The following is a 12,291-nucleotide window of genomic DNA, read 5'->3' on the forward strand; positions in this document are numbered from 1 at the left end:
GAAGGGCCGTTTCTCCCAACGGCCCTATTCAGTTATTGCTGGGTTACTTTTTGCCACCCAATAAGTCCAATACTTCCTGCACGCTGGTAGTTTTACTTAAGCGCTCAATCACCGACTCATCATCCAGCGCATTCGTCAGGCTGGTAATAACATGAATATGCTCATTATTACGGGCCGCGATACCAATCACCAAACGCGCCACTTCATCTTCTTCGTCACCAAAGCGCACGCCGTCAGGGTATTGGCAGAATACTACACCGGTTTTCAACACACGGTCTTTCGCTTCAATGGTACCGTGTGGTACCGCGATAGATTCGCCCAGATAGGTGGAGGTCAGTTTTTCACGTTCCAACATCGCTTCAACATATTCCGGCTCAACATAACCGCCCTTCACCAACTGCTCACCAGCGAAGCGAATAGCTTGCTCTTTGGTGGCTGCGTGTTGATTGAGGAAAATATTCTCCGCGCCCAGCTTGAACAAGTTGGCTTCAGAGGCTTCAAAGCTATCGTCCAGCGTTTCAATCACTTTCTGAGTGCTTGCTGTCGTGTTAGCCGCCTCCACCAAACGTGCTGTCAGGTTGGTGTACAACTGGCTATCAAGGAAGTTGGTCAACGAGATATGTTGTGCCTGTGGCGCATGGCGCATGGCTCGCTCAGTCAAATCACGGTGGGTGATAACCAAGTCCACATCTTCTGGTAAGTTGTTGATAGCACAGTTAGTCACCGAGATATGTCTCAAGCCCGCATCTTGTACTTTCTTACGCAGCACACCGGCCCCCATCGCACTAGAACCCATACCAGCATCACAAGCTACGATGATTTTACGTACTGTGGTCAGGTCGCCTGCGGCAGCGGCAGCATTCGCCGCTTGTGCGCCTTTAGATTGCGCTTTCATATCTTGTATACGGCGAGTTGCATCTTCCAGGCTGTCTTCCTCGTCGTCTTTGACTTTAGAGGTTTTCAGCAAGATAGCGGATACCACGAAGGAGACGGCAAACGCAGCAGCAACTGCAGCAATGTTGGCAAAATAAGCACCTTTAGGTGTCATCGCCAATACTGCCAGGATAGAACCAGGAGACGCAGGTGATACCAGACCGCCGTTCAGCACAGTCAGAGTGAACACGCCGGTCATACCGCCCAGAATAACCGCCAGCAATAAGCGCGGGTTCATCAGCACGTATGGGAAATAGATTTCGTGGATACCACCGAAGAAATGGATGATAGCCGCGCCGCCAGCAGATTGCTTAGCGTTGCCTCTACCGAAGAACATGTAAGCCATCAACACACCCATACCTGGGCCTGGGTTTGCTTCGATCAGGAAGAAGATAGACTTACCGGTTTCAGTCGCCTGCTGGATACCCAGAGGTGAGAAGATACCGTGGTTAATCGCGTTATTCAGGAACAGGATTTTAGCTGGTTCGACGAAGATAGACGTTAATGGCAGCAGGTTAAGCTGCACCATGATATGCACACCAGCAGCCAGTGCTTTAGACAACACTTCTACAAATGGGCCGATCGCCATAAAGGCCAAAATCGCCAACAGCATACCGATGATACCGGCTGAGAAGTTGTTAACCAGCATCTCAAAGCCGCTTTTGATTTTACCTTCAACCCAACGGTCAAAGTGTTTGATTGCCCAGCCACCCAGTGGACCCACAATCATCGCACCGAGGAACATTGGCATATCCGCACCAACGATAACACCCATGGTGGTGATAGCACCTACCACACCACCGCGATCACCCCCCACCAAACGGCCACCGGTAAAACCGATCAGCAGTGGTAACAGGTAGGTGATCATTGGGCCAACCAGTTTGGCTAGTGTTTCATTTGGCAGCCAGCCGGTTGGAATAAACAGTGCGGTGATAATACCCCAGGCAATAAACGCCCCGATATTGGGCATAACCATGTTACTGAGGAATCGGCCAAAATTTTGAATTCTGACCTTTGCGTCTGGTGAAAACATAAAACACCCCTATTGGTACGCGCTAACAATAAGAGCGCGATATAATTGTTTTGTTGAGGCAGTTCTGCAAAACCCGCCGGTGCTATCGAATACAAACACGCTGTATGCAAAACAAACTCTAGCATGCTCCTTTATTCACGCGTAGCTCACTGGATTTATGTGACATAAGTCACACCAAACCACCTATTATAGGGGTGTGTTTGTTGACGCAGATCACACTAAATGACTGTAAGAAAACCACGACGACGAATTTTTAAGCTAAAAAGCTCGATAAGAGTGATATAAATCACATTTTGCGTGGGTTAGTTTGTTTTGAAAATGTGATGTTAATCACAAGTTATTTTTGCTCGTAGAGAGGAGATGAGACATTCACCCTGCTAATAACCTCTCAGACTCAACTCTCGGTAGAAATGTGTAATAAAATAACAGGGGGAAGGGGGCACATTATTGGAGCGGGTTTCGGTTGATATGGGTTTAGTGCTTAGGTTCGGATCAGGTTTCGGTTGATAAACGCTCAGAGGTCATTTTAGCTCAGTCGCCTCAACCGAGTTAAGGCCCATAAGCGTGGGCCTTAACAATCCGCGCTTGCGCACGTATCGCTTGCCTGCGGCTCATCATTACGCTGGCGGGACGGCTTTATTATGGCCTCTTTGAGGCTACCCTTCGGGCCAACGCAAGCGTTGTTCAAAACTGCTTCGCAGTGTTGTCGCATCCCTGCTCATGACGCCTAAATCCGCCGTCCATGGCGGATTTCGCTGACTTCATTCTTCACTCGGCAGCTCAAATGTGCTTTTAAAGTCAAAAGAGAAAATCAAAACCTAAAGCGATGGTTTTGACGTTGAGCGCAATCAGGAATATTGCCGACAAGGAATGAGGGTAGAGTGAGCGGGCATGGACGCCCGCGAAAAGCGCGCTTGAGCAGGAGCGAATCGCGCTGGCTCGTCAGCCCGAAAGACGCGGACGGTTTACCCGCAGGGCAATATTTCGCGCAAGCGCGGGATTGCACAAGGGGCCACGCTTATGGCCCCTTTGCCGGTTGGTTCATCGCAGGTTAAGTAAATTCAGTTACTTTAACAACCGAACTTATTCACTTATCAAATACTAACCGAAAGAATAACTCGATCAGTCCTAACAACCGAACCGATCACCAAATCAAATCAAATCAAATCAACCAAAACCATCACTGCATGACACTCGCAACACTCTTCTGTGCCGTCATCATCGCCGGATACTTGGCGACTAAATTAGCCATCATCGTGTTATATAGCGCTGCTTGCTGTGGGGTCTGGAATTGAACGCCGCCATTATTGAAAGTGACCTGCGTTCCCTGCTGCTGCAAGAAATCACCAACTTGTGCCAGATCCTGCACAAAAGCAGAAATCACCGGCACTGCTGGGATCAACACATTGGCTGGCTGAGTCACAATATTATCGAAAGCTTTATTAAATACCACTTTCAAATCATCAGGCTGTTTCAATGCAGCAACCGCACTATCGGCTTGTGTTTTTGCCGTACGAATCTGTTGCACTAACAAGTTCAATGCACCTGCGGACTGCTGTAATGCATCACGCTTGGCGAGATAATCCTGCGCCACGCGAATCTCATTGATTTGAGCAATCGCCGGGCTCAAGCTGGCATCAACAGATTTGGTAAGCTGCTGTGAAAAAGTGACTAAAATCGCATAATCACTGACATAAGGGCCAAATTTCTGTTTTTGATCTTCGCTCAGTGTTGGCAGTTTCATCCCGCTACGCATCACTGTATTTTGCAGATAATCAATAAAAGCCTTACGTTGTTCTGGCTCTTTATCCCCGCAGGCGGTCAATTGGAACACCACCAGTAACGCCAGTAATGGCGCTAACCAACGTGAATATCGGGCTGTATTCAGTGCAAAAGTCATGTGAAACTACTCCTGTAGTAAGTACTTATTTTCACAAAATCCCATTCTTATCATCTAACGTGAGTAATAAGAATAGCTAAGGGGAGCGATATACGCTCCCCTGTGACCAGCCAAGTACAGAATTACTGTAATAACGAAATATCAGCAACCTGCAAGAATAGCTCGCGTAATTTACTCAGCAATGTCAGACGGTTGATCCGCACTGCATCGTCCTCTGCCATAACCATAACACTGTCGAAGAACTCATCGACCGTTTCTCGCAGAGCTGCCAGTTCCACCAGCGCTTCCTGATAGTGGCCCGCAGCAAAGACTGGCTCCAGTTTGTCACGCAACACCACTAAATGTGTTGCCAGTTTCAGCTCTGCCGGCTCTTTTAACACCGAGGCATGCACATGGTCATTCAGGGTATCAGTGGATTTCGCCAGAATATTCGATACACGCTTGTTAGCAGCAGCCAATGTCGCTGCGGCATCCAGGGTACGGAAATAGGTCACCGCCTTCACCCGCGCATCAAAATCAGCCGGTTTGGTTGGACGACGAGCCAGTACCGCCTGAATAGTGTCAACGCTGTGACCTTCATCCTGATACCAGGCACGGAAACGGCCCAGCATGAACTCAATCACTTCATCGACCACGTTGCCATTGGTCAGCTTGCTGCCATACAGGCGCACCGCCTCTTCAGTCAGCGTTTGCAGATCAAGTGGCAAGTTCTTCTCGACGATAATGCGCAGTACTCCCAACGCCGCACGGCGTAGCGCAAACGGGTCTTTATCACCTTTCGGATGTTGACCAATGCCGAAAATACCGGCCAATGTGTCCATCTTATCGGCAATCGCTAATGCACAAGCAACTGGGTTAGATGGCAAATCATCACCGGCAAACCGTGGCTGGTATTGCTCATTCAGCGCTACAGCAACATCTTCAGCTTCACCATCGTGACGGGCATAGTGCATCCCCATCACACCTTGAGTATCGGTGAATTCAAACACCATATTGGTCATCAGGTCACATTTGGACAGCAGACCTGCACGGGTAGCATGGTTAACGTCCGCGCCAATCTGTGCGGCAACCCAGCCCGCCAATGCTTGAATACGGTCGGTCTTGTCACGCAACGTCCCCAATTGCTGTTGGAACAGCACGGTTTCCAGACGCGGCAAATTGTCTTCCAGACGTTTTTTACGGTCAGTCTTAAAGAAAAACTCCGCATCAGCCAAGCGCGGACGAACCACTTTCTCGTTACCGGAAATAATCTGTTGAGGATCTTTAGATTCGATATTGGCAACAAAAATGAAGTTTGGCAGTAGGCTACCGGCAGCATCGTAAACCGGGAAGTACTTCTGGTCACCTTTCATGGTGTAGACCAGTGCTTCCGCAGGTACTGCTAGGAATTTCTCTTCAAACTTGGCGGTTAGCACCACCGGCCATTCAACCAGTGATGTCACTTCTTCCAGCAAGCTTTCACTCAGATCAGCAATACCGCCAATCTTCTGCGCTGCCAGTTCTGCATCACGCTTGATTATAGCTTTACGTGATTCATAATCAGCGATGACTTTACCGCGCTCCAGCAAAATCTGCGGGTATTGGTCAGCGTTATCAATAGTGAACTCAGCCTCACCCATGAAGCGGTGACCACGAATAATGCGGTCTGAATCGATACCTAACACAGTGCCTGGAATCAATTCGCTGCCTAACAGCAGGGTTACAGTATGAACCGGGCGAACGAATTGGGTTTCTTTATCACCCCAGCGCATCAGTTTTGGAATAGGCAGCTTACTCAGCGCGCTATTCACCATATCTGCCAGCAGTAATTGTGCTGATTGGCCTTTGACATGGGCGCGGTACAGCAGCCATTCGCCTTTGTCAGTAACCAGGCGTTCAGCCTGATCGACAGTAATACCACAACCCCGTGCCCAGCCTTCGGCGGCTTTGCTCGGTTTACCTTCAGCATCAAAAGCTTGCGCAATGGCAGGGCCGCGTTTTTCAACTTCACGATCCGCCTGAGCCGCGCTTAAATCGGCCACTTTTACCGCCAGACGGCGCGGCGCAGCATACCAAACCACCTCACCATGAGGCAGGTTGGCGTTATCCAGTTCAGCAGTAAAGTTGGCAGCAAAAGATTCGGCCAGAGAACGAAGAGCCTTCGGCGGCAACTCTTCCGTGCCGATTTCCACCAGGAAAGTCTGTTGAGTCATGACAGCCTCTTAGTTCTGATTCTTTTTGCACATAGGGAAGCCCAACGCCTCGCGGGAAGCATAATAAGCCTCGGCGACAGCTTTGGTCAGCGTACGAATGCGCAGAATATAGCGTTGGCGCTCGGTCACCGAGATGGCTTTACGGGCGTCCAGCAGGTTAAACGTATGGCCAGCTTTCAGAATGCGCTCATAAGCGGGCAGCGGCAGCGGGTTTTCCAGTGCCAGCAGCGACTGAGCTTCTTTCTCATACTGCTCAAAGCAGGAGAACAGGAAATCCACATCGGCGTATTCGAAGTTATAGGTGGATTGCTCCACTTCATTCTGATGATAAATATCGCCATAAGTGGTTTTGCCCAGCGGGCCGTCGCACCAAATCAGGTCATAAACGCTGTCTACACCCTGAATGTACATCGCTAAACGTTCCAGACCATAGGTTATCTCGCCAGTGACCGGTTTACATTCCAAACCGCCCACTTGCTGGAAGTAAGTGAACTGCGTCACTTCCATCCCGTTCAACCACACTTCCCAGCCCAGACCCCAGGCACCCAAGGTCGGGTTCTCCCAGTTGTCTTCGACAAAGCGGATATCGTGGATAGTCGGGTCCAGACCCAGTTCTCTCAGCGAGCCTAAATACAGCTCCTGAATGTTGTCTGGTGAAGGCTTAATGATCACCTGGAACTGATAATAGTGTTGCAGGCGATTTGGGTTCTCACCGTAGCGACCATCGGTCGGGCGGCGTGAAGGTTGTACATAAGCGGCAGCGATTGGCTCTGGGCCAAGTGCACGCAGGCAGGTCATTGGGTGGGAGGTACCCGCGCCGACTTCCATGTCCAGTGGTTGAACAATGGTGCAGCCTTGGCGCGCCCAATAGTCCTGTAACGTCAGGATCAGGCCCTGAAAGGTCTTGGTATCAAACTTTTGCATGTTGGATTCGCACGCGATACAAGTGGATTAAAATGGAATGAGTCAGTATACCCGTTGACCGTAAGATATACAGCCAGAATCCGGCAAGATGCAACAATCAAGATGGATTTGTCGATAAAATGAGCCTTTCACTGTATTCCAACTGATTATTCTGCTCTGCGCCAACAAAGGTAAAGAGTCCGTCGATAGGTTGCTAATCAGCTAATGAACAGCGATCATCCTCTGCTAAGTCAGATAATAAAAAGGAAGACGAGTTATGAGTCTACAACGCTGCGGTTGGGTCACCTCTGATCCTCTCTATCTCGCTTATCACGACACTGAATGGGGTATCCCACGGACCGACAGTCAGGCGCTGTTCGAAATGCTCTGCCTCGAAGGGCAACAAGCCGGACTGTCATGGATAACCGTGCTGAAAAAACGTGAACACTACCGCAAGTGCTTCCATAATTTTGATCCGGTGCGTGTGGCGAAAATGGGGCCAGACGATGTAGAAAAACTGGTGCTGGACAGCGGTATTATCCGTCATCGCGGTAAGATTCAGGCCATTATCACCAATGCACAGGCTTATCTGGCCATGGAAGCCAACGGTGAGGATTTTTCGCGCTTTATCTGGAGTTTTGTTGATGGCGAGCCAAAAATTAACCATTGGTGGTGTCTGGCGGAGTCACCCGCAACCACACCCGTATCAGATGCAATGTCAAAAGCATTGAAAAAAAAAGGTTTTAAATTTATCGGTTCCACCATTTGCTACGCATTTATGCAGGCCAGCGGTTTAGTGAACGACCATCTGGCAAGCTGTTTTTGTCACCCGGATAACGCCGTAAAATGATTCGACCTTACCAACCAAGCGATCTCGATGACCTGATGCAATTGTGGCTGACCAGTACCATTGCTGCGCATCCTTTTGTGGCCGAACAATACTGGCACGAGAGCGCCCCGTTGGTACGGAATACCTATCTCCCGGCGGCACGCACTTGGCTATATTTGTCAGCGGAAACTACCGGTGATGCTAACCCCATTGCAGGCTTTATTAGTATTCTCGAAGAACAACTGGTCGGCGCGCTGTTCGTCACCCAATCCTTGCACGGTAAGGGGATTGGGCAAGCGTTGATGGATTACGTTCAACAGTGCTACTGCGCGCTAACTCTAGAGGTCTACCAACGAAATCAGCGTGCCTATCACTTCTATCGTAAACAAGGTTTTACCGTAGTAGGGAAAACCTATAATGCAGAGACCAAAAACACTATCCTGACCCTGCATTGGCAGCGCCCATTTAACTCATCCCTGCTTTAACTCTCCCTGCATCTGACAAATTTTAATAACCGGTTCAAATCCATAATTGCATTACTCTATTCCTGAGCCTATTTTCCTGTGGGAATTAAGTGAGGGATTTAATATGATAGGGACATTGCTAAATATCCAATTAGCCTTAATTTTCTTAATAACATCCTCCCAATTAGCCATTGCCGATGGCATTAAAATCAAAGAAGTTTGTTTATATTCTGAAGATAAATATCAAGTTGATACTGCCGTAACGGATAACATTGAATATAGTGGATGCAGTAGAAAGGTACGGGATGCCGCAGGCACGCTAGGCTGCACCTTCATCCCCGCATTGGCGATTTATAATTATGTTACCCATAGCCATTGTGATCAGGCGGATAAATTATGGCGTCAGATATCACATTGGTTTTCCGATGATAATCAAGACAAGGTAGTCTTGATTACCGGCAACACTCCTTTACTTGAGCCACAATCCTCCCGCCGCGAAAACAACAATAACCAAGCCAGCCCGCTCGCATTTATATTAAGTAAAGTTCATACGCAATTACATCATCAAGCCCTGACATTACCGGCCAGCGCAAGATTTTGTAAAACCTCGCTAGAGAATCTCCTCGCCGCGCGCTATCCCCGCAGCCCAGATGAAAACTGCCCTCATTGGGTATCAAAAGTCTTGGCAGATTTTACCCTGTTATTCGGTCATTCTGTGCGGGACTGGACACCAGAGCAACTACAGGATGTCGTCACGCGGATTGATGAACAATATACGACGGGCTATGCAGGTAACGATCAGGCCACTGAGGGTCATCTGGTCAGTGGTGTCCGTGCGATTATCCAACAATTGGGCTTGGCTGAAACCATCCGGCAGATCACCCGCGCATTTCGCTATGCCCAATTAAATTATGCCAATTATGTCGAACATAATCCCAACGCCACACAATCACCTGCCGCTGCACAAAGTCTTCCGTTAGGGGAATATTCACTTTCGCTGGAGTCTTATCACTATCCCGCCGAGCCACCTACCGTCCGCATTCGTCAGCGTAATGCATGGGTGACCAGACCCGACTTACATTTTGAGGTGGAGATCATTGATGCCAGCACCACAGATAGATCAACGATTACTCGTGCGCACACAGTGATGGACCATTGGTTTAATACTTATCTTTTCACACCATTAGAAACTGACCAGCAAGACAATCCTCTAACTGACCTTGATCGCACCATCAGTGCCGCACGCACCACCAGTACCTCGCTGTTGCTCGAGTTGGAAAACACCAGTAATGACTATCTGTTTGTGGTGGTGCGGCTTGAGGGCGAGATTGTTAGCGTGCTGGGGGCCGCGAAGGGGAACGCTAACGATGAGTTCTATATCGATGTTTCGGTGAGCGCACCGCGCAATGTGCTAACGCCAGATGCAGAGGGAAATATTCGCGGGGCAGGTACCGCAGCAGTGTATGAATTGGCTCGTTATCTGAAAGAAAAGGGGGTGAAAACACTACGTTCTACCGTTATTTCACAACCCTCTGCCCGAGTAAAAATGAAACTAGGCTTCAAACATGATGAGTTTTGATATTCCCCCCCTTCCACTTTTCGGAGAAAACGAATAGAGGTAAAACCATGAAATTAAAAGTCATAACTAATAAATTTATGTTGCTTTCATTAATAATATTATCGCCGATGACCATGTCTCATGAAATGGACCGCGACTGCATTAAGCATAATCATTTATCACCTAATAACAGATATATCCCTCAAATAAACAACACAAAGGTTTGTTTATATAATGAAGATGATTTTCAGGGAGAATCGATGTGCTTATCTCATAAGCAAGGAATCGATTTTATCGATCAAGATGATGAGGTTATTAGAAATGACAGTATATCCTCAATCTCCATTCCAAATGGCATGTTCGCCACCATCTATAAAAATGATAGTTACAATATGCCTTACTTTAATTTAGCCGAGTCAATCGGGCAGCGTGATTTAGCTGCTTTGGATATGGATAATCAAATCAGCAGCGTTATAGTTGCTAATTCTCCCCTTAAAGTCTGTAGTGAACGTTGTATCATTTTAAAGCGAATGCAATTTCCTTTATCCAAAATTTTCGCCTCATACTGGAACAATATAAATCACCCTAACAAACAGGTTTTATTAAGTTTCGATATTAATAATACCAGTGACTTTATGGTGGGTTTACCACAAGCCCCAGTCATATGGTTATCTAACAGAGAACTTTCCATTTTTGGCCAGGTTGGTGACGAACCATTGGTTTTCCATCTCCACCCAGATGCCAATCGTTTATCCCTGACATTCCATTTGAACAGTAACAGGATTGCGATAGATTATATGGAAAGTCGTGGAACCGAACAAATTGCCTTATCGCCCACCATTGAACTTGGCACCTTCCCATTCAATAATTCCCAGTTTGATGCAAGGTTAACCATTAATAACAATGCCAGCCAGCCACTGATCATCGACCAAATAGTGATGGTTGCCAGCACTGAAGATATTCAGCCTGTGCACCACAGAAGCGAACGGGATACCGCCGGAACATTGGGTTGTACCTTTATTCCCGCGCTGGCGATTTATAATTACGTCACTCACAGCCGCTGCAATCAGGGCGATACGCTGTGGGGTAAAGTAAAACATTGGTTTTCTGATGATAACAAAGATAAATCGGTTGTGATTACCACCAAGCCACCCTTACTTGAGCCACAGCCACAACGCCCAGAAAATAGTGACAGCGCTGGACTGATGTTAACCAAGCTCGACACCCAACTACATAATCAGGCTCTTACACTCCCCGCCGCGGCGCAATTTTGTAAAACCTCGATAGATAATATCCTCGCCGAGCGCTATCCCCGAGACGTAAATTTAAACTGCCAACTGTGGGTAGCAAGAGTATTAGCCGATTTCACGCTGTTATTCGGTGATTCACTGCGCGACTGGACTCTGGATGTTCTACGCCGGGTATTAATGCAAATCCATACTAATGATACCACGGGCTATGCGGCCAGTGATCCGGCAGCAGAAAGTCGCCTGGTGAATGAGGTCCAGTTAGTTGTTCGTCAATTCGGAATAGATGAAACCATCCGCCAACTATCTCAGGCTTTTGATTATACGAGATTAAATTACGCACGTTATTTGCTACATAACCCTACCGCTACTGCCCCTCCCTCTGGTGCACAGCGCTTGCCATTAGGCACCTATTCACTCTCTTTAGCCTCTTATCATTACCCCACCGATCCGCCTACCGTACGAGTGCTTGAGAATGATCAGTGGGTCACCCACCCCGATTTATATTTTGATGTCGATATTTTTGATACCACCATTCCGATACGGCCAGATATCGATGCCGCCTTTATGGATGATGCCTTAGCGGCGGTAGGCGCATGGTCAGACATTTATAACGAGGCGCCCATCTATTACCACATAACTAGCGAACCCTGGTCGGAACATAACCGCACTATCGAAGCCGGGCGGATAAACAACTTCGTCCTGTATAGCGAATTGATCTCTTTCGAAAATAACTATGTGTACGTGGCGATACGGCTGCAAGGAGATATTGTCAACATTCTGGCAGCCCGCAGAGATGAGACTTTTGAAAATAGTCACGAGAACTACTACATCGAATTTTTTGTGACTGATCCCAACTATGTGCTGCTGCCTGATGATGAAGGAAGTGTTCGCGGGGCCGGTAGCGCCGCACTGCACGGGCTGGCACGTTATCTACAACAACATGGGGTAAAAGTTTTACGTTTTCGCACCCCGAGTCAGCCCGCTGCGCGAGTAGCCACAAAACTCAGCTTCCAGCATGATGAGTTTTGATAGTTAACACTTTTACGGTTTCCTGAAATACCCGGCAGCGAGTAAAGCGCTTTTCTGTGCTTTTTCTGCCGACAAACACAGCATTTAGACTAACGCCACAGCACTATGAGAGTTTTCTCAATGGTATTCCCCCCCTTTTTACCGGATAACGATGGCAGATAAAAACCAGCAACAGGACTTAATGCTGGTTACTGATTTTT

Annotated in this window: 8 protein-coding genes; 4 read left to right on the forward strand and 4 right to left on the reverse strand. The window is 48.0% G+C overall.

Annotated elements, in window-relative coordinates; translation table 11 throughout:
• Positions 1–43 precede the first annotated feature (43 nt).
• The 4 genes from V2A84_RS18840 to glyQ form a co-directional block, all read right to left on the reverse strand.
• Positions 44–1,966, reverse strand: a complete 1,923-nt coding sequence (locus V2A84_RS18840) for a PTS mannitol transporter subunit IICBA (RefSeq protein ID WP_083161477.1) — start codon at positions 1,964–1,966, stop codon at positions 44–46.
• Positions 1,967–3,146: 1,180 nt separating this feature from the next.
• Positions 3,147–3,866: a DUF3053 domain-containing protein gene (locus V2A84_RS18845; RefSeq protein ID WP_083161480.1), complete on the reverse strand. Its 720-nt coding sequence runs from the start codon at positions 3,864–3,866 to the stop codon at positions 3,147–3,149.
• Positions 3,867–3,988: 122 nt separating this feature from the next.
• The gene (glyS, locus tag V2A84_RS18850) at positions 3,989–6,058 is read right to left on the reverse strand and encodes a glycine--tRNA ligase subunit beta (protein ID WP_372568439.1); all 2,070 of its coding nucleotides are present in this window, start codon (positions 6,056–6,058) and stop codon (positions 3,989–3,991) included.
• A 9-nt stretch (positions 6,059–6,067) separates the two neighbouring features.
• Entirely contained in the window at positions 6,068–6,982 is a 915-nt protein-coding gene (gene glyQ, locus V2A84_RS18855) for a glycine--tRNA ligase subunit alpha (protein ID WP_005186828.1), read from the reverse strand.
• 256 nt (positions 6,983–7,238) lie between these two features.
• Here glyQ and V2A84_RS18860 point away from each other — a divergent pair, with 256 nt between their 5' ends.
• From V2A84_RS18860 to V2A84_RS18875, 4 genes are all read left to right on the forward strand, one after another.
• Positions 7,239–7,811, forward strand: a complete 573-nt coding sequence (locus V2A84_RS18860) for a DNA-3-methyladenine glycosylase I (protein WP_083161484.1) — start codon at positions 7,239–7,241, stop codon at positions 7,809–7,811.
• Positions 7,808–8,275: an N-acetyltransferase gene (locus V2A84_RS18865; RefSeq protein ID WP_083161486.1), complete on the forward strand. Its 468-nt coding sequence runs from the start codon at positions 7,808–7,810 to the stop codon at positions 8,273–8,275. The genes V2A84_RS18860 and V2A84_RS18865 overlap by 4 nt, the downstream gene beginning before the upstream one ends.
• 103 nt (positions 8,276–8,378) lie before the next feature.
• On the forward strand, positions 8,379–9,833 hold the full coding sequence (locus V2A84_RS18870; protein ID WP_083161488.1) for a GNAT family N-acetyltransferase: 1,455 nt from the start codon (positions 8,379–8,381) through the stop codon (positions 9,831–9,833).
• 239 nt (positions 9,834–10,072) lie between these two features.
• Entirely contained in the window at positions 10,073–12,091 is a 2,019-nt protein-coding gene (locus V2A84_RS18875) for an exotoxin A binding domain-containing protein (RefSeq protein WP_083161490.1), read from the forward strand.
• Positions 12,092–12,291: the final 200 nt, after the last annotated feature.

It is taken from the genome of Yersinia sp. 2553 StPb PI, assembly GCF_052217105.1.
Classification (GTDB): Bacteria; Pseudomonadota; Gammaproteobacteria; order Enterobacterales; family Enterobacteriaceae; genus Yersinia; species Yersinia enterocolitica_E.

Excerpts from the sequence above, each read along its gene's own strand:
- V2A84_RS18845 (WP_083161480.1), bottom strand. The coding sequence starts at position 3,866 with ATGACTTTTGCACTGAATACAGCCCGATATTCACGTTGGTTAGCGCCA.
- glyQ (WP_005186828.1), bottom strand. The coding sequence starts at position 6,982 with ATGCAAAAGTTTGATACCAAGACCTTTCAGGGCCTGATCCTGACGTTA.
- V2A84_RS18870 (WP_083161488.1), top strand. The coding sequence starts at position 8,379 with ATGATAGGGACATTGCTAAATATCCAATTAGCCTTAATTTTCTTAATA.
- glyS (WP_372568439.1), bottom strand. The coding sequence starts at position 6,058 with ATGACTCAACAGACTTTCCTGGTGGAAATCGGCACGGAAGAGTTGCCG.
- V2A84_RS18865 (WP_083161486.1), top strand. The coding sequence starts at position 7,808 with ATGATTCGACCTTACCAACCAAGCGATCTCGATGACCTGATGCAATTG.
- V2A84_RS18860 (WP_083161484.1), top strand. The coding sequence starts at position 7,239 with ATGAGTCTACAACGCTGCGGTTGGGTCACCTCTGATCCTCTCTATCTC.
- V2A84_RS18875 (WP_083161490.1), top strand. The coding sequence starts at position 10,073 with ATGTGCTTATCTCATAAGCAAGGAATCGATTTTATCGATCAAGATGAT.
- V2A84_RS18840 (WP_083161477.1), bottom strand. The coding sequence starts at position 1,966 with ATGTTTTCACCAGACGCAAAGGTCAGAATTCAAAATTTTGGCCGATTC.